Below are 17,744 nucleotides of genomic sequence, written 5' to 3' on the forward strand. Positions count from 1 at the left end.
GGTCAGGCGGCGACGGCCGGTCGCTCGGCGGGCAGCCGGTGCGGCGCGACGACGCGGCCGTCGGCGGTCAGCTCACCGCTGTCGTCGAACACGATCCCGCCGTCGCACAGCAGCGCCCAGCCCTGCTCCGGGTGGGCGGCGACGATGTGCGGGGCGTGGCCGTCGGAGGCAGGGCACGAGGGCCGGCGTGAACACATGGCGCACCTCCAGGTCGGTCGGGACCCCTCGCTCCGGGTCCCTGTGAACAAGACCATGCTCCCCTCGCGAACTCATCGGAACGGCTGGACGAGAAGCGTGACAACACGCGGACAACACCCGGACGGTTCCACGACCGTCGATGCGGACTCGCCACCGATGGGGTGACGGTCACGGCAACACACGCGCGCGCCCGGTACCAGTGGAAGCCCCACCTTCAGGAGGTTCCGATGCCCGCGCTCTCCCTGCGCCCCACCCTCGCCCTCGCCGCCGCGGCGGCCGCGCTGCTCCCGCTCGCCGCCACCGCCGCGCCGGCGAGCGCGGACCCGCAGGAGACCGTGACCGTCGACCCGACCGGCACCATCGCCGCGGACGGCACCGTCACGCTCTCCGGCACCTACAGCTGTCTCGGCAACACCGGCCCGGTCTTCGTCAGCTCGTCCCTGGCCCAGGGCTCCTCGAACGTCCGCCACGGCATCGGCGGCACCCGTGCCGTCTGCGACGGCGTGACACACGCCTGGGCGAACACCGGCAAGGTCTCCTCGGACCCGGTGCAGCCGGGCGCGGCCGACGTCGAGGCCACGGTCATGGAACTGCGCCCCGTCGGCGGCCTGCCCCTGCCCCGCTTCCACGCCCTGCGGCGCCAGGACATCACCCTGACCCGGAGCTGACCGCCGCCCCCTCGTGCCCGCGGAACCACGGCCCGCGGGCACGACGCCCCCCCCACACTCCACAGATGCGTTGCGTGCCGACAGAATAGTGTGTAGAGAGCACGCGACCGGCGGGGAGGAGAGTGCTCCTTGGCGCCGGTCAGCACCACGGCCCGGACTTCCGGGTGCTCGAAGCGCAGCCGCTGCACGGCGTCGTACAACTCGATGTCGACACCGAGGTCGTAGGAGTTCAGCTTCAGCTCGTAGCCCGGGACCAGCCCGCCGCCCTCGTCGACGTCCCGCTCCAGCCAGGCGACCGGCCCGTCCGTACGCAGCCTCCAGTGCCGGTACGACTGCGGGCTCCGGTCGAAGGACGCCTCCACCATGCCGAGCGCCTCCTCGCGCCGGTGCGGGTACCGATATCCCGATGGTCTACAGAAGCTCGGTAGCGCATCAAGGTTCTGTAGAACAAGAAGGAGACGGCGTTCCGTGGTCGAGAAGGGGCGGAAGCGGCAACACGCCGGTGGCGCGCCGCCCCGAGGGGCAGCGCGCCACCAGTCAGCCAGCCGGATTCACGCCGGCGTGCCGGGTCGGTCAGGCGCGGCGGTCGCCGTCGTGCCGTCCGTCGCGGTCGTGGTGGCCGCCGTCGCGGTCGTGACGGCGGTCCCCGTCGCGCCCACCGTCGCGGTCGTGACGGCCGTCCCCGGCACGCCCGCCGTCCCGGTCGTGACGGCCGTCCCCGTCGTGGCGGCGGTCCCCGTCGCGCCCGCCGTCGCGGTCGTGGCGGCCCCAGGAGGTCTCGTCGACCAGGCGGCCGCGCTCGTCACGCAGGGTCGCGGTGTCGGAGTTCCTGTCCCACACGAACCCGCGACGGTCCTGGTAGACGTCGCTCGTGGTGTCCCGGCCCAGACCGGTGTGGACGCGCACGGTCGAACGGCCCTGGAGCAGGACGTGATGGAAGGTGTAGGTGTGGCCCTCCCGGTCGGACAGCGTCCAGTGGTCCAGGTTCACCGCCCGGCGGGAGTTGTTGGTGATGTCCGCCCACTCCGCGTTCAGTGACCGGTTGCCCCGGCCGTCACGCCACGGGGAGGCGGAGTGCACGGCGCTGATGAACACCGAACCGTGGTGCGGGCGGCCGGGCTGGTGGTCGGCGGCCGCGGCGGGGAGCGCGGCGGCACCGACGACGGCGGCGGCGACCGCGGCGGCGGCGGTCAGGCGACGGACGGAAGCAGAAACGGACACGAGTGTCCCCCTTCGCAAGGGTGGAACACCCCGGCCACGGCGATGAAACCGCAGGTCGGCGGGGTGTGTTGTGCGGGTGGCGACCGGTCGGCCGCACATCCACACCCTGCACCGAATCCCCACGTCCGGTGGGGTGAATGCGTGCCTCATTACAGATCCAACAGATATCTATGACTCTCGCCTGTAATGACCATTTACCGGCCGAATGCACCGAGTTGACGGCATATAGGGAAGTCCGCCCTTGGAAACACTGGAATGCGGCATGAGTCCGCCACCCCCCGCCACCCCACCTGCGAGAACGCCGTCACCCGAAAGTGAGTAACGGCCCATGCAACCGGCCTACTCGCGGCTGCGCCTGCGTCCCTTGGGGCGGCGGGGGTAGGGGAAGAGGCGTGGGCGGCGTTTGGCTGCTACGTCCTCGATCCAGCCGAAGAGGATGATGGCCGTGCAGATCAGGGGGGCGGCGAGGAGCAGGGGGGTCCACTGGCTTGAAAGGAGCCACTGGGCGTGGTCGTAGAAGAAGGTGTTGCTCCACAGGGGGTCGATCAGGGGCTCGGTCAGGACCAGGGCGAAGGAGTGCCACAGGTAGACCGTGACCGCGCGGGAGTTGAGGAGGCTGATGACGCCGTTGAAGCGTTCCAGCGGCTTGGGCCACTGTTCCCAGGAGGGGCTCAGGTGGAGCAGGAGCAGCACCGCGCCGAAGGACCAGATCGCCTGGGCGACGGGTATCGCCTCCAGGTCGTGTCCGATCCGCGGGTTGTCCACCGGTGACCGCAGCAGCCACCACATGCCGAACATGAGTATCAGCGGAGCGACGGACGGCACGATGTACTGCGGGATCTTGCGGAGCAGCCCCTCCTGGTGGGCCATGCCGAGCAGCCAGCAGGAGCCGAACGTGGTGAAGTCGGTGGCGGCCTCCATCAGCCGGCCGGACTGGTCGACCAGGCCGGAGTTGATGAAGAACGCGAGCGCGAGCGGCACCAGGAGGGTGACCCAGGGCAGCTTCCGCATCGCCTTGAGCAGGAGCGGCGAGAGCAGTACGTACCAGAGATAGGCGCGCAGATACCACAGCGGTACGGAGATCTGCTCGGCCCAGGAGGCGGGCAGGTGGCCGCCGAAGGTGTGCAGCGAGGCCCCGAACGGCGGCTCGCTGAGCGGCAGGACCCAGAAGGCCATCTCGGCCCACCACCAGTGAGGGTGGTGGTTGTAGTGCGGGCCCCAGCCCTGAAGGATCATCAGCGGTACCACGACCGCGCCGAACAGCCACATCGGCGGCAGCAGTCGGCGTAGCCGGCCGCGGATCACGTTCAGCGCCGGTCGGTTGAGGGACCGCGCCATCAGTGACCCGGCGAGCGCGAACATGACTCCCATGGAGGGGAAGACGATCGGCAGCCAGGTCCAGCTGAAGTTGTGGTAGATCACCACGCGGACCAGGGCGAGCGCCCGCAGCAGGTCGAGGTAGCGGTCGCGGCCGGGCCTGCGCGCGGGCGCCGGAGCCTCCTCCGGTTCCGTGTCGCGCTGCTCCGTGAACACGCTGGGGACCAGGATTCGTAGGGCCAGGGTCTCGGAGGGATCCTGGACGCCGTGGGCAGCCCGTTCCGACGTACTCATGAAGTCATCTCTCCCGTCGCGACTTCGAGTCCCACCTCGCCGGTGCGCTTGAGCTTCTGCCAGCGCAGCCGTCCCCCGGTCATCGCGGTGATGGCGGACTGCAGCAGCACCATGTACATGAGCACCCGGTAGACCACCTGCTGGGCCGGCAGCGTGATGAGATGCCACGCCTTCTCTCTGTCCAGGTGGAAGGACCACCAGGCGCAGACGGCCTGCAGGGCCATCACCGCGAACCATGCCGCCAGGGTCTTGTAGGCGTCGACGAAGACCACGCCGTAGACCATGCCGATGTCGAAGGCGGGGGCGAGCAGCGGGGTGACCACCATGAACAGGGCGACGAACGGCAGTCCCACCCGGCCGAAGTGGCCGGCCGGGCCCCGCTCCAGCAGCGCGTGCCGGTGCTTCCACATCGCCTGCATGGTGCCGTAGCTCCAGCGGTACCGCTGCGACCACAGCTGCTTCATGCTGACGGGCGCCTCGGTCCAGGCGCGGGCGTCCTCGGCGTAGACGACCTTCCAGCCGGCCCGGTGCAGGGCCATGGTCACGTCGGTGTCCTCGGCGAGCGTGTCGTCGCTCATGCCCCCCGCCTCCTGAAGCGCGGTACGGCGGAAGGCGCCGATGGCGCCGGGGATGGTCGGCATGCAGTCGAGCACGTCGTACATGCGGCGGTCGAGGTTGAAGCCCATCACGTACTCGAGGTGCTGCCAGGCGCCGATCAGTGTGTCGCGGTTGCCGACCTTGGCGTTGCCGGCCACCGCGCCGACGCGGGGGTCGGCGAAGGGCTGGACCAGTTCCCGGACGGTGGCGGGTTCGAAGACCGTGTCGCCGTCCATCATGACGATGAGGGCGTGCGAGGCGGCGGCCACACCGGTGTTGAGGGCGGCGGGCTTTCCGCTGTTCCGCTGGCGGATCAGCCGGACCATCGGCAGGCCGAGCTCCTCCACGATGGCGGCCGTGTCGTCGCTCGATCCGTCGTCGACCACGATCACTTCGATGGGGTGGTCGCTTCTGGCCAGGGAGAGCAGGGTGTTGGTGATGCACTCCTGCTCGTTGTACGCGGGTACCACCACGGTGACCGGTTCGGTGACCGGGGCGCCCCAGGAGAAACCTTTCTTGCGCACGCGCCGCACATGGATGGTGGAGAGCACCAGCATCAGCGCGAACCGCGCCATGACCAGCGCGCCGACGACCGCGAGCACGCCGATCAGCCATGGCATCAGGCGTACCGAGAAGGTGGTGCACCACAGGAACGCCGTGCCGAGCCACAGGCTGTAGCCGCTGACCTTGGTGTTGGCGGATCCGGAGCCGATCGCCTCGCCGGTGGTCCTGAACGTGTAGCCCTGGGCCCTGAGCTTGTCGATGATGACCGGCAGCGCTGCCAGCGTCTGCGAGCGGTTGCCGCCCGCGTCGTGCAGCAGGACCATCTCGCCCTGGCCCGGGAGGTCGGGCATGGCGGCCTTGACGATGGAGTCGACGCCGGGGCGCTTCCAGTCGTCGGTGTCCTTGTTGATGAAGGCGGTCAGGTACCCCTCCGACCCGGCCTGCTGGGTCACCGGCCACGACCAGTCGTCGAGCGCGTCGGTGGTGGAGGAGTAGGGCGGGCGGAACAGGGCGGAGTGGATGCCCGCGACACCGGCCAGCGCGAGCTGGGTCTCACCCAGTTCCCAGGTCAGCCGGGAGCCGGAGTGCAGTGCGAGGTCGGGGTGGGTGAAGGTGTGCACGCCGATCTCGTGACCGTCGGCCACGATCCGGCGGATCAGCGCCGGGTTGCGGGTGACCATCGAGCCGGTGACGAAGAAGTCCGCGTGGACGTTCTTCTCCTTCAGCACCTTGAGGATCTTCGGCGTCCACTGGGGGGACGGCCCGTCGTCGAAGGAGAGGACGACCGTCTTGTCCGGGATCGTGTAGCTGACCGGCTTGCTGTTCTTGTCGCCGCGTGCGTCGACGACCGGGCCGCCCTCCAGCACGCTGGTGGGGACGGTGCCCTTGTCCACCGAGACAGCGATGCGCTCGTCATGGAAGACCTCGTTGTTCGCCATGCCCCGGAGCACCATCAACGCGAGCAGGGTCGCCAGCAGAGTGAGCGGCAGGAAGAAACGCAGAGGGGGCGCGGCGAGTCGGCGCGGCCGCGCCAGGGACTGCCGTGAACGGTGACGGCGGGAGCGGGACATGGTCTTCCTGGTCGGTCGCGTCTGGCTACTGCGCGGCGGCGGTCACGGGGCTCGACGCCGCCGTGCCGTCCGCCGGCGTCGCGATGACCGACGCGGTGGCGTCGGGGGAGGCCGCCGGGGTGGTGGCGGTGGTGCTGTCGGCGGACCCGGCGACGCCGGGAGCCGCGGGCACCGGCGCGTTCAGGTACTGGCTGGGCGGTGTGGTGTCCGCGGTGTCCGGGACATGGAGCGCGGGTGCCTGCGACTGGGTTCCGACCAGGCCGGAGATCATCGCCAGCACGAATCCCGTGCAGACGACGCCGACCAGCCAGCCGAGACCGCGCAGACGGCGGCCTCGCTGACCGGTCCGGTCCACAAAGACGGGAGCCGGCTCGACCTCCGTGGAGGTACTGGTCATCGGAAGCCTCGAGCCTTCTTCATGGGCCAACTGCCGGTTCGGCGCTACCGAAAGCAGTAAGTAGTGCGGAAAACCAATAAATGCGGCACGTAAGGGACATGATCCGATCCGGCCCGATCAACCGTAGAGTAATATGCAGATTCCGTGAATGTCACGCGGGTCCCGTGGGAGTCCGGCGACTCAGCTTGCTTCCTGCCCGATGGGACCTGACGCATGGTCATACCTCGCCGTCGCGGCCGCCTTTGGGTCGCCGTGGCCCTCATGGCCGCCGTCGCCTTCCTGGCGGGCGCCTGCGGCGGAGCGGGAAACGAAGGCGACACCACGGCGGATACGGCCACCGCCCCGGCCGCGCGCTTCAAGGTCTCGTCCATGCTCAAGCCGTCCGGCCGTGCACTGGGCGTCGTCGACAACAAGACCCCCTGGCAGTACGGAATCGTCACAAAGTTCACCAAAGAGGCGGGGCGGGCGCCCGACATCCGCGAGTACTACAGCAACTGGGGCGACGACTTCGACACGGAGGGCAACGCCTTCCTGTGGCAGCACGACCGGCTGCCCATGATGGCGCTGGTGCCCTCCGACACCGCGCTCGCCGACATCGCCGCAGGCAAGGACGACGCCTACATCCGCCGCCTCGCCCAGCAGACAGCCGCCTACGACGGACCGCTGATCCTCTCCTTCGCCGGCGAGATGAACGGCCCATGGAACTCCTGGGGTCCCGAGCACGCCAAGCCCGCCGACTTCGTCGCCGCCTGGCGGCACGTGCACGACATGTTCGCCGCACAGGGCGTCACCAACGTGATCTGGACGTGGACTCCGCACGTGATCGACTCGGGCACCACCGCGAAACTGCGGCCCTACTACCCGGGAAACTCCTACGTCGACTGGGTCGGCCTCATCGGCTACTACGGGCCCCTCGACGGTGTCGCGTTCTCCAGTCTGTTCACTCCGACCCTGCGCGAGATCGCGAACTTCTCCGACAAACCGGTGCTGATCGCGGAGACCGGGGTGGCGCAGAGCAAGAGCAAGGAGGCGCACATCCGTGACCTGTTCCAGGGCGCCGCGAAGGCCGGCGTCATCGGGATCGTCTGGTACGACCAGCGCAAGGACTGGCCGGGCAGCAAGCAGCTGATGGACTGGCGGATCAGCTCCTCGCTGGGTGCGCTGGCCGCGTTCAAGGTGGAGTCGTCCCGGAGCGGCTTCGGCCACTCGTTCAAGGACGGTTGATCCCGCGTCGTTGTGGGAGTTCGGGCCGCGGCCCGCGACAGACAGCACTGATCAGGGCGCATCATCGCGGCAGACGCCCGTGGCTGCCCGAGCGGAAGAGAGCACGGAGATGACGACGCACTCGTCGCCGGGACAGGGCGCTCCGCAGGAGGGGCACGACTGGGCGTTCCGGCCCCGTGTGCCGGACGCCCAACCGCAGCCGTACGGGGATCAGCGGCGGCAGGCGGAGACCGACTCGCCGAGGGAGGGCCGGCCGGCCGCCGGTCAGGCCCACCGCGCCGACTCCGGCCCCCGGTTCGACGCCACCATGCCGCTGCGGGTCTCCGAGCCCCGCTCCGCCGCCCACGAGGCCGTGCGCGGGCCGGGTGGCCGCACAGCCCCGTACACCCGGCCCGGCGGCGAACCCGCCGACCGGGAGCGCCGGCACCGCTCGGCAGAGGCCGCAGTCCTCGGACGGGAGTCCCCCCGTTCCTCCGAGCCGGTCACCGCGCAGCCCGCCACGGGCGGGCGCGGCAAAAGGCCCGGGAAGACCAGGCAGGCGGGCCGGATCGCGCTCGTTCTCGCCGTCCTCGCCGCCGCAGGCGGCTCCGCCGCCGTCCTGCTCAAGCGGGAACAGGCCGCCGCCGTCGCCTCCAAGAACCTGAGGCAGGTGTGGCAGATACCGGCGCCCGCCCACGACGACACACTCATCGGCAGCTGGCTCACCGACAAGCTGCTCGTCGTGGCGGGCACCCGGGGCGGCCTGCGGGCCTACGACATCGCCGACGGAAGCCGGCTGTGGAGCACCGTCTCCTCCGCGACCGCCGCCAAGCGCGGCACGGTCCCCTGCGCCATGTCACCGACGCTGAGCGCCGAGGGCGTCGGCACGGTCGCCTTCGGCAAGGACGGCAGCACCTGCACCTGGCTGGCCGGCGTCAAGGCGTCCACCGGGAGGATCCTCTGGTCCATGCCGTTGACCAGCACCAGGCACCCGTCGACAGTGACCGCCTCGACCTATGTGCAGGACGATGTCGCCACGATCGTCAGCGAGAACTTCCTCGGCGGCGTGAACACCCGTACCGGCGGCCGCGTCTGGGGCTACAAGCCCCGCGGCCGCTACTGCAACGCCTACGGCTGGGGCACCGATGGCACGGTGCTGGTGGACGACTACTGCCTCGACAAGAAGACCAGGTTCACCCTCACCGCGTACGACGCGAAGACCGGGAAGGTGATCTGGCGCAAGGCCGAGAGCGCCCACTCGGATGTCACACACATCCTGTCCGGCTCACCGCTGGTTGCCGCAGTCCACACGGCCCGCCAGGACGCGGTACGGGTTTTCGACGCCCATGGCGACGGCCGCAAGCTGGCCGTCGGCAACGAAGAGCTCACCAGCGGCAACACCACCGAGGCCGACCACTCCGCCCGGCTCTACGGCACCGTCCTGGCCACCTCGGCCACGGCCGTCGGCGGCACCGCCGTCGACGGCTTCGACACCACCACCGGCGCCAAGCTCTGGACCCGCCCCTCCACCGCGCTCGCCGTCCCGCCGCCCGGTGAGGACAAGACGGTGTACGCCGTCACCACCTCCGGCTCCCCGCAGCTCATCACCATCGACCGGCGCACCGGGCGCACCACTCCGGTCGCGGGCTTGCCGACGGGGAGCGGCACATGGAGCTTCACGGCCGGGACGGTGTACGTCACGCCGGACGGCGGCGTGCTCGAACTCAGCGCCCTCGGGTCCAACGGCGGCGTGCGCCGCTACCGCTAGCTCGACTCTGTCGCGGACCTTGTTCCGGTGAGCTCGTCCGCCTCTGACCGTGCCGGTCGCGCGGGCGAGAAGGAGGTCGTTCACGCTTCCCAAGGGCCGCAAGGTCAGGGGCGTGCCGCTGCGGTCAAGCGTGGCGCAGGCCATCCGGCACCGACGGCCGAGGACCTACGACCTCCTGGTGTCCGGGCGCGAGCGGAAGGCCGTCAACCGGAACTGCTTCAACTCCTACGGGTGCAAGCCCGCACCGGCCACGGCGGGCGTGATCGCCTTTCTGGAGGATCGCGGCGCCGACGGCGCTCGCGTGTGGCGCGAGCCCAAAGTCCCAGAGAAATCCCAGAGAAGTCCCAGAGACGCCGCCGCACCCCGTCCTGGCCCGCTAAGCAGCAGGTCAGACAGGGTGCGGCGGCATCGTCGTATCAAATGTCGCGGAAGATCTCGATCTGCGCCCCGACCGAGTTCAGGCGCTCGGCCAGGTCCTCGTAACCGCGGTTGATGACGTACACGTTGCGCAGGACGGACGTGCCCTCGGCGGCCATCATCGCCAGGAGGACGACCACGGCGGGGCGCAGGGCCGGCGGGCACATCATCTCGGCCGCCCGCCAGCGGGTCGGGCCCTCGACCAGGACGCGGTGCGGGTCGAGGAGTTGGAGACGGCCGCCGAGACGGTTCAGGTCGGTCAGGTAGATCGCGCGGTTGTCGTAGACCCAGTCGTGGATGAGGGTCTTGCCCTGGGCCACGGCCGCGATGGCGGCGAAGAACGGGACGTTGTCGATGTTCAGGCCGGGGAAGGGCATCGGGTGGATCTTGTCGATCGGCGCCTCCAGCTTGGAGGGCCGGACCGTGAGGTCCACCAGCCGGGTGCGGCCGTTGTCCGCGACGTACTCCGGGGTGCGGTCGTTCTCGAGGCCCATCTCCTCCAGGACCGCGAGCTCGATCTCCAGGAACTCGATCGGCACCCGGCGCACCGTCAGCTCCGACTCGGTGACGACGGCCGCGGCCAGCAGGCTCATCGCCTCGACCGGGTCCTCGGAGGGGGAGTAGTCGACGTCGGTGTCGATCTCCGGCACGCCGTGCACGGTGAGCGTCGTGCTGCCGATGCCCTCGACCCTGACGCCGAGCGCCTCCAGGAAGAAGCACAGGTCCTGGACCATGTAGTTGGAGGAGGCGTTGCGGATGACGGTGACGCCGTCGTGCCGGGCGGCGGCCAGCAGCGCGTTCTCGGTGACGGTGTCCCCGCGCTCGGTCAGCACGATCGGACGGTCGGGGCGGACCGTCCGGTCCACCTCGGCGTGGTACTGGCCCTCGGTGGCGGCGATGTCCAGCCCGAACCGCCGGAGCGCGATCATGTGCGGCTCGATGGTGCGGGTGCCCAGGTCGCAGCCGCCGGCGTAGGGCAGCTTGAAGCGGTCCATACGGTGCAGCAGCGGGCCGAAGAACATGATGATGGACCGGGTGCGCACCGCCGCGTCGGCGTCGATCGCCGCCATGTCGAGCTCGGCCGGCGGCACGATCTCCAGGTCCACCCCGTCGTTGATCCAACGGGTGCGCACACCGATGGAGTTGAGGACCTCCAGGAGGCGGTAGACCTCCTCGATCCGGGCGACGCGGCGCAGCACGGTGCGCCCCTTGTTGAGCAGGGACGCGCACAGCAGCGCCACGCACGCGTTCTTGCTCGTCTTGACGTCGATGGCCCCCGAGAGCCGGCGGCCGCCGACCACCCGCAGATGCATCGGTCCCGCGTAGCCCAGTGAGACGATTTCGCTCTCGAGCGCTTCACCGATTCGAGCGATCATCTCAAGGCTGATGTTCTGGTTGCCCCGCTCGATGCGGTTGACGGCACTCTGACTTGTGCCCAGCGCCTCCGCCAGCTGGGCCTGTGACCAGCCTCGGTGTTGCCGGGCGTCACGGATGAGCTTGCCGATGCGTACGAGGTAGTCGTCTGCCATGGGGTTGAGGCTATCTCAGATATGAGATGGGGCATCTCGGGGGGTCCGTTCGGGTGATGCCCCGTCAGTGTCGCTTGGCGGTGTGGGTCTTCCGCCACCCGAAAGGTCCGGGCAAATCCATCGATGTCGTACGACGTCCGGTGCTGCTGTGGGTGTGCCGCGGACCGTTCCTGCCGCCGGTGGTGATGGACCAGGAGTGCCGGTTGATGTTCAGGCGCACACCCGGCAGGATCCGGAAACTCTTACGGAACGTGAGGGGCATCGTGCCTCCTTCCGAGCGGTCTGTTTCCTGTCCGGTTACCCCGACTTGGCGCGACGATGGCCGATCCCGTCGATCGCCCGGCAAGCGGTCAGGATTCGAGAAGCGCCGACCTGCGGCCCCCGCATAGCGTTGGATCGAGCCAGGCCGCCCGAGAGGTTGGAGAGACGATGAGCCACGCCGCCGACAGCCATGACCTGATCCGCGTGCACGGCGCGCGTGAGAACAACCTCAAGGACGTCAGCATCGAGATCCCCAAGCGCCGGCTGACGGTCTTCACCGGTGTCTCCGGATCGGGCAAGAGCTCGCTCGTCTTCGACACCATCGCCGCCGAGTCGCAGCGGCTCATCAACGAGACCTACAGCGCCTTCGTGCAGGGCTTCATGCCGACCCTCGCCCGGCCCGAGGTGGACGTCCTGGACGGTCTGACCACCGCGATCATCGTCGACCAGCAGCGTCTGGGCGCCGACCCGCGCTCCACCGTCGGCACCGCCACCGACGCCAACGCGATGCTGCGGATCCTCTTCAGCCGGCTCGGCCGACCGCACATCGGCCCGCCGAGCGCGTACGCCTTCAACGTCCCCTCGGTGCGCGCGGCCGGCGCCATCACCGTCCAGAAGGGCGCGAGGAAAGCGGTGAAGGCGACCTTCGAGCGGACCGGCGGCATGTGCCCCCGCTGCGAGGGCCGCGGCAACGTCACCGATCTCGACCTCGCCCAGCTCTACGACGAGTCCCTGTCGCTGAACGAGGGCGCCATCACCGTCCCCGGCTACAAGGGCGGCGGCTGGAACTCGCGTCTCTACATCGAGTCCGGTTTCTTCGACCCGGACAAGCCGATCAGCAAGTACACCAAGCGCGAACTGCACGACTTCCTGCACCGCGAGCCCACCCGCATGAAGATCGTCGGCATCAACATGACGTACGAGGGTCTGATCCCGCGGATCCAGAAGTCGATGCTCTCCAAGGACAAGGAGGCGATGCAGCCGCACATCCGGGAGTTCGTGGAACGGGCCGTCACCTTCACCACCTGCCCCGAGTGCGACGGCACCCGGCTCGCCGAGGGCGCCCGCGCCTCGAAGATCAAGGGAATCAGCATCGCCGACGCGTGCGCGATGCAGATCACGGACCTGGCGGAGTGGGTGCGCGGCCTGCGGGAGCCGTCCGTCGCCCCGCTGCTGACCGCGCTGCAGCAGTCCCTCGACTCCTTCGCCGAGATCGGCCTCGGCTATCTCGCGCTGGACCGCCCCTCGGGCACGCTGTCCGGCGGTGAGGCGCAGCGCGTCAAGATGATCCGCCACCTCGGCTCCTCGCTCACCGATGTGACGTACGTCTTCGACGAGCCGACCACCGGCCTGCACCCGCACGACATCCAGCGGATGAACGAACTGCTGCTGCGGCTGCGGGACAAGGGCAACACGGTGCTCGTCGTCGAGCACAAGCCGCAGACCATCGCCATCGCCGACCACGTCGTCGACCTCGGCCCCGGCGCCGGAACGGCGGGCGGCACCGTCTGCTTCGAGGGCACCGTCGAGGGCCTGCGCTCCGGCGACACCGTCACCGGCCGTCATCTCGCCGACCGGGCGGGCCTGAAGGACACCGTGCGCAAGCCGGCCGGACAGCTGGAGATCCGGGGCGCGAACGCCCACAACCTCCAGGATGTCGACGTCGACATCCCGCTCGGGGTGCTCTGCGTGGTCACCGGTGTGGCGGGCTCCGGCAAGAGCTCCCTCGTCCACGGCTCGATCCCGCGTGGCGCGAACGTCGTCTCGGTCGACCAGGGCGCCATCAGGGGCTCAAGGCGCAGCAACCCGGCGACGTACACCGGCCTGCTCGACCCGATCCGCAAGGCGTTCGCCTCGGCCAACGGGGTGAAACCGGCCCTGTTCAGCGCCAACTCCGAGGGCGCCTGCCCGACCTGCAACGGCGCCGGTGTCGTCTACACCGACCTCGCGATGATGGCGGGTGTCGCCAGCACCTGTGAGGACTGCGAGGGCAAGCGGTACCAGGCCTCGGTGCTGGAGTACCGGCTCGGCGGGCGGGACATCAGCGAGGTGCTGGCGATGCCGGTGACGGAGGCGCTGGAGTTCTTCGGCGCCGGGGAGGCGGCGACCCCGGCCGCGCACCGCGTCCTGACCCGCCTGGCCGAGGTCGGCCTCGGCTACCTCACCCTCGGCCAGCCGCTCACCACCCTCTCCGGCGGCGAGCGCCAGCGCCTGAAGCTGGCCACGCACATGGCGGACAAGGGCGGCATCTACGTCCTCGACGAGCCGACCGCGGGCCTCCACCTCGCCGACGTCGAGCAACTCCTGGGCCTCCTCGACCGCCTGGTCGACTCGGGCAAGTCCGTCATCGTGGTCGAGCACCACCTGGCGGTCATGGCACACGCCGACTGGATCATCGACCTCGGCCCCGGCGCGGGCCACGACGGCGGCCGCGTCGTCTTCGAGGGCACCCCGACCGACCTGGTCACCTCCCGCTCCACCCTCACCGGCGAACACCTGGCGGAGTACGTGGCGGGTTAGCCCGGTGCGTCCGGCAAAGTACGCGCGCGTGGAGCGAGAGAGACGTTTCCTCCTGGAAAGTCCTCCCGCTCCCGCGTCGGTCACCGCCACCCGCGTGATCACCGACCGCTATCTTCCGGGGACCCGGCTGCGGCTACGGCGGTCCGAGCGCCGGGACGGCGGCGAACCGGAACTCAAACTCACCCAGAAGATCCCCGCGGCGCGGCCCGGCGCCGTGCAGGGCCTCATCACCACCGTGTACCTCTCCCCGGCCGAGCACGACCTGTTCGCCTCGCTGCCGGCGGCGTTACTGACCAAGACGCGGCTGAGTGTGCCCCCGTTGGGAGTCGACGTCTTCGGCGGGCCGCTCGCGGGCCTGGTTCTGGCGGAGGCCGAATTCGAAAGCGACGAGGCGGCCCTGGCTTTCGTGCCGCCGGCCTGGTGTGCGGCGGAGGTCACCGAGGACGTCCGGTTCACGGGCGGGAGTCTGGTCGCTGTCTCCCGGGAGGTGCTGGCGGGATGGCTGGGGGAGTACGGGATTCGGCTCGGGTGAGACGGCGGCCGTCATTCGTCCCCCTCGCCCCGCGACGCCACGTGCGAGGCCGGGCATGACCATCCAGCGCCCATGTACTAGAGTTATCTCGACATCGAGATATCTGCCGAGGCGCACCGTGGCCGCCACTCCAGTAAGGCATGCCTAACTTAGCCTGACCTAACCGGACCGGCCAAGTCGGCGTGGCGGCACGATGGACGGTGGTACGCGCACATCAATGAAGGAGACTGTCGTGTCGGCGAACAGCTTCGACGCCCGCAGCACGCTGCAGGTGGGCGACGAGTCGTACGAGATCTTCCGGCTGGACAAGGTGGAGGGCTCGGCCCGACTGCCGTACAGCCTCAAGGTCCTGCTGGAGAACCTGCTCCGCACCGAGGACGGCGCGAACATCACCGCCGACCACATCCGCGCCCTGGGCGGCTGGGACTCCCAGGCCCAGCCCAGCCAGGAGATCCAGTTCACGCCCGCCCGCGTGATCATGCAGGACTTCACCGGCGTTCCCTGTGTCGTGGACCTCGCCACCATGCGTGAGGCCGTCAAGGAGCTGGGCGGCGACCCGGCGAAGATCAACCCGCTGGCGCCGGCCGAGCTGGTCATCGACCACTCCGTCATCGCGGACAAGTTCGGCACGAACGACGCCTTCAAGCAGAACGTCGAGCTGGAGTACGGCCGCAACAAGGAGCGCTACCAGTTCCTGCGCTGGGGCCAGACCGCCTTCGACGAGTTCAAGGTCGTCCCGCCCGGCACCGGCATCGTCCACCAGGTGAACATCGAGCACCTGGCCCGTACGGTCATGGTCCGGGGTGGGCAGGCGTACCCCGACACCCTCGTCGGCACCGACTCGCACACCACCATGGTCAACGGCCTCGGCGTCCTCGGCTGGGGCGTCGGCGGCATCGAGGCCGAGGCCGCGATGCTCGGTCAGCCGGTCTCCATGCTCATCCCGCGCGTCGTCGGCTTCAAGCTCACCGGTGAGCTGCAGCCCGGCACCACCGCCACCGACCTGGTGCTCACCATCACCGAGATGCTGCGCAAGCACGGTGTGGTCGGCAAGTTCGTCGAGTTCTACGGCGAGGGTGTCGCGGCGACGAGCCTCGCCAACCGCGCCACCATCGGCAACATGTCCCCGGAGTTCGGCTCCACCGCCGCGATCTTCCCGATCGACGACGAGACCCTGAACTACCTGCGCCTGACCGGCCGCAGCGACCAGCAGGTCGCGCTGGTCGAGGCGTACGCCAAGGAGCAGGGCCTCTGGCTGGACCCGAAGGCCGAGCCGGACTTCTCCGAGAAGCTGGAGCTCGACCTCTCCACGGTCGTGCCCTCCATCGCCGGCCCGAAGCGCCCGCAGGACCGTATCGTCCTCGCCAACGCGGCCCAGCAGTTCAAGTCCGACGTCCTCAACTACGTCGACTCCGTGGACGAGTCCGGCAAGGAGTCCTTCCCGGCGTCCGACGCCCCGGCCGTCGCGCCGAACGGCGTGCCGTCCAACCCGGTCACCGTCACCGCCCCCGACGGCTCGACGTACGAGATCGACCACGGCGCCGTCACGGTCGCGGCCATCACCTCCTGCACCAACACCTCCAACCCGTACGTCATGGTCGCCGCCGCGCTCGTCGCGAAGAAGGCCGTGGAGAAGGGCCTGACCCGCAAGCCGTGGGTCAAGACCACCCTCGCCCCGGGTTCCAAGGTCGTCACCGACTACTTCGACAAGGCGGGCCTGACCCCGTACCTCGACAAGGTCGGCTTCAACCTGGTCGGTTACGGCTGCACCACCTGCATCGGCAACTCCGGCCCGCTGCCGGAGGAGGTCTCCAAGGCCGTCAACGACCACGACCTCGCGGTCACCTCGGTCCTCTCCGGCAACCGCAACTTCGAGGGCCGGATCAACCCCGACGTCAAGATGAACTACCTGGCCTCCCCGCCGCTGGTCGTCGCCTACGCCATCGCGGGCTCCATGAAGGTGGACATCACCAAGGACGCCCTGGGCATCGACCAGGACGGCAACCCGGTCTTCCTGAAGGACATCTGGCCCTCCGAGGCCGAGGTCAACGACGTCGTGGCCAACGCCATCGGCGAGGACATGTTCAACAAGTCCTACCAGGACGTCTTCGCGGGCGACGCCCAGTGGCAGGCCCTGCCGATCCCGACCGGCAACACCTTCGAGTGGGACCCGGAGTCCACCTACGTCCGCAAGCCCCCCTACTTCGAGGGCATGCAGCACGAGCCGTCCCCGGTCTCCGACATCTCCGGCGCCCGCGTCCTGGCCAAGCTGGGCGACTCGGTCACCACCGACCACATCTCCCCGGCCGGCGCGATCAAGGCCGACACCCCGGCCGGCAAGTACCTCACGGAGCACGGCGTCGAGCGCCGCGACTTCAACAGCTACGGCTCCCGCCGCGGCAACCACGAGGTCATGATCCGCGGCACGTTCGCCAACATCCGCCTGCGCAACCAGATCGCGCCGGGCACCGAGGGCGGCTACACCCGCGACTTCACGCAGGACGGCGGGCCGGTCTCCTTCATCTACGACGCCTCCCGCAACTACATCGAGCAGGGCGTCCCGCTCGTCGTCCTCGCGGGCAAGGAGTACGGCTCCGGCTCGTCCCGCGACTGGGCCGCGAAGGGCACCGCGCTGCTCGGCGTCAAGGCCGTCATCGCCGAGTCCTACGAGCGCATCCACCGCTCGAACCTCATCGGCATGGGCGTCCTGCCGCTGCAGTTCCCGGAGGGCGGCTCGGCCCAGGCCCTCGGTCTGACCGGCGAGGAGACCTTCTCCATCACCGGCGTCGAGGAGCTCAACGACGGCACCACCCCGCGCACGGTGAAGGTCACCACCGACACCGGCGTCGAGTTCGACGCGGTCGTCCGCATCGACACCCCCGGTGAGGCCGACTACTACCGCAACGGCGGCATCATGCAGTACGTGCTGCGCAGCCTGATCCGCAAGTAGGCGGTACGGCAGGGCAGTCGGGCCACGGAAGGGTCGTATCCCCGTATGTCGGGGGTGCGGCCCTTCCGCCGTTTCCCCCCGATGTCATCACCGACCCTCAGGCTGAACACAGGGTTCCGACAGCGGACCGGGACAGTATCGAGACATGTCAGGCACCCTGGGGTCCCCCTCCGTCCGCGTCCGTGCGACCGCCGTCGGCCACGCGTTCTCCCCCCGGCACCCGGTCGACGGTCCCCGGACGCCGGCGGTCCGCGCCGCGGGCGGCAGGGACCACACGGGCGGGCCGGCGGAGGACGGC

At 69.6% G+C, this 17,744-nt stretch carries 13 protein-coding genes; 6 read left to right on the forward strand and 7 right to left on the reverse strand.

Annotated features, from left to right (window positions below):
* Window positions 1-2 precede the first annotated feature (2 nt).
* Window positions 3-197: a DUF5999 family protein gene (locus MKW14_RS10345; protein ID WP_240861389.1), complete on the reverse strand. Its 195-nt coding sequence runs from the start codon at window positions 195-197 to the stop codon at window positions 3-5.
* A 228-nt stretch (window positions 198-425) separates the two neighbouring features.
* Between MKW14_RS10345 and MKW14_RS10350 the strand changes: the two genes are divergently transcribed.
* Window positions 426-866 carry a DUF6299 family protein gene (locus MKW14_RS10350; RefSeq protein ID WP_240861391.1) on the forward strand — a complete coding sequence of 147 codons (441 nt, stop codon included), beginning with the start codon at window positions 426-428 and terminating at the stop codon, window positions 864-866.
* 573 nt (window positions 867-1,439) lie between these two features.
* On the opposite strand, the gene MKW14_RS10355 is transcribed toward MKW14_RS10350, so the two are convergent.
* The 4 genes from MKW14_RS10355 to MKW14_RS10370 all read right to left on the reverse strand — a co-directional run bounded on the left by MKW14_RS10355 (window position 1,440) and on the right by MKW14_RS10370 (window position 6,266).
* Window positions 1,440-2,087 carry a lamin tail domain-containing protein gene (locus MKW14_RS10355; protein WP_240861395.1) on the reverse strand — a complete coding sequence of 216 codons (648 nt, stop codon included), beginning with the start codon at window positions 2,085-2,087 and terminating at the stop codon, window positions 1,440-1,442.
* A gap of 339 nt (window positions 2,088-2,426) precedes the next feature.
* A complete protein-coding gene (locus MKW14_RS10360) occupies window positions 2,427-3,698 on the reverse strand; it encodes an acyltransferase family protein (protein WP_240861397.1) in 1,272 nt (423 codons plus the stop codon).
* Window positions 3,695-5,869, reverse strand: coding sequence for a bifunctional polysaccharide deacetylase/glycosyltransferase family 2 protein (locus MKW14_RS10365; protein ID WP_240861400.1), 2,175 nt, complete (start codon window positions 5,867-5,869; stop codon window positions 3,695-3,697). Before MKW14_RS10365 ends, MKW14_RS10360 begins: the two co-directional genes overlap by 4 nt.
* A gap of 25 nt (window positions 5,870-5,894) precedes the next feature.
* Window positions 5,895-6,266 (reverse strand): hypothetical protein, encoded by a 372-nt coding sequence (locus MKW14_RS10370; RefSeq protein ID WP_240861403.1) that lies wholly within the window; start codon window positions 6,264-6,266, stop codon window positions 5,895-5,897.
* A gap of 261 nt (window positions 6,267-6,527) precedes the next feature.
* Here MKW14_RS10370 and MKW14_RS10375 point away from each other — a divergent pair, with 261 nt between their 5' ends.
* A complete protein-coding gene (locus MKW14_RS10375; protein ID WP_240861404.1) occupies window positions 6,528-7,490 on the forward strand; it encodes a glycoside hydrolase family 26 protein in 963 nt (320 codons plus the stop codon).
* Window positions 7,491-7,599: 109 nt separating this feature from the next.
* Window positions 7,600-9,237, forward strand: a complete 1,638-nt coding sequence (locus tag MKW14_RS10380; RefSeq protein WP_240861407.1) for an outer membrane protein assembly factor BamB family protein — start codon at window positions 7,600-7,602, stop codon at window positions 9,235-9,237.
* Window positions 9,238-9,653: 416 nt separating this feature from the next.
* On the opposite strand, the gene MKW14_RS10385 is transcribed toward MKW14_RS10380, so the two are convergent.
* Both MKW14_RS10385 and MKW14_RS10390 read right to left on the reverse strand, forming a co-directional pair.
* Window positions 9,654-11,183 (reverse strand): helix-turn-helix domain-containing protein, encoded by a 1,530-nt coding sequence (locus MKW14_RS10385; RefSeq protein WP_240861409.1) that lies wholly within the window; start codon window positions 11,181-11,183, stop codon window positions 9,654-9,656.
* 64 nt (window positions 11,184-11,247) lie between these two features.
* The gene (locus MKW14_RS10390; protein WP_240861410.1) at window positions 11,248-11,445 is read right to left on the reverse strand and encodes a DUF4236 domain-containing protein; all 198 of its coding nucleotides are present in this window, start codon (window positions 11,443-11,445) and stop codon (window positions 11,248-11,250) included.
* A 167-nt stretch (window positions 11,446-11,612) separates the two neighbouring features.
* On the opposite strand from MKW14_RS10390, the gene MKW14_RS10395 reads away from it, so the two are divergent.
* From MKW14_RS10395 to acnA, 3 genes are all read left to right on the forward strand, one after another.
* Window positions 11,613-13,964: an ATP-binding cassette domain-containing protein gene (locus MKW14_RS10395; protein ID WP_240861412.1), complete on the forward strand. Its 2,352-nt coding sequence runs from the start codon at window positions 11,613-11,615 to the stop codon at window positions 13,962-13,964.
* 28 nt (window positions 13,965-13,992) lie between these two features.
* Window positions 13,993-14,496 (forward strand): CYTH domain-containing protein, encoded by a 504-nt coding sequence (locus tag MKW14_RS10400; protein WP_240861414.1) that lies wholly within the window; start codon window positions 13,993-13,995, stop codon window positions 14,494-14,496.
* Between the two features lie 232 nt (window positions 14,497-14,728).
* On the forward strand, window positions 14,729-17,446 hold the full coding sequence (gene acnA / locus MKW14_RS10405) for an aconitate hydratase AcnA (protein ID WP_308314590.1): 2,718 nt from the start codon (window positions 14,729-14,731) through the stop codon (window positions 17,444-17,446).
* Window positions 17,447-17,744: the final 298 nt, after the last annotated feature.

The organism is Streptomyces gilvus (assembly GCF_022513565.1).
In the GTDB taxonomy this organism is placed as follows: domain Bacteria; phylum Actinomycetota; class Actinomycetes; order Streptomycetales; family Streptomycetaceae; genus Streptomyces; species Streptomyces gilvus.

What these genes read in the sequence shown, in the direction of transcription:
- MKW14_RS10365 (WP_240861400.1), bottom strand. Translation starts at nt 5,869, where the DNA reads ATGTCCCGCTCCCGCCGTCACCGTTCACGGCAGTCCCTGGCGCGGCCG.
- MKW14_RS10360 (WP_240861397.1), bottom strand. Translation starts at nt 3,698, where the DNA reads ATGAGTACGTCGGAACGGGCTGCCCACGGCGTCCAGGATCCCTCCGAG.
- MKW14_RS10385 (WP_240861409.1), bottom strand. Translation starts at nt 11,183, where the DNA reads ATGGCAGACGACTACCTCGTACGCATCGGCAAGCTCATCCGTGACGCC.
- MKW14_RS10395 (WP_240861412.1), top strand. Translation starts at nt 11,613, where the DNA reads ATGAGCCACGCCGCCGACAGCCATGACCTGATCCGCGTGCACGGCGCG.
- MKW14_RS10390 (WP_240861410.1), bottom strand. Translation starts at nt 11,445, where the DNA reads ATGCCCCTCACGTTCCGTAAGAGTTTCCGGATCCTGCCGGGTGTGCGC.
- MKW14_RS10370 (WP_240861403.1), bottom strand. Translation starts at nt 6,266, where the DNA reads ATGACCAGTACCTCCACGGAGGTCGAGCCGGCTCCCGTCTTTGTGGAC.
- MKW14_RS10380 (WP_240861407.1), top strand. Translation starts at nt 7,600, where the DNA reads ATGACGACGCACTCGTCGCCGGGACAGGGCGCTCCGCAGGAGGGGCAC.
- MKW14_RS10375 (WP_240861404.1), top strand. Translation starts at nt 6,528, where the DNA reads ATGGCCGCCGTCGCCTTCCTGGCGGGCGCCTGCGGCGGAGCGGGAAAC.
- MKW14_RS10350 (WP_240861391.1), top strand. Translation starts at nt 426, where the DNA reads ATGCCCGCGCTCTCCCTGCGCCCCACCCTCGCCCTCGCCGCCGCGGCG.
- MKW14_RS10345 (WP_240861389.1), bottom strand. Translation starts at nt 197, where the DNA reads ATGTGTTCACGCCGGCCCTCGTGCCCTGCCTCCGACGGCCACGCCCCG.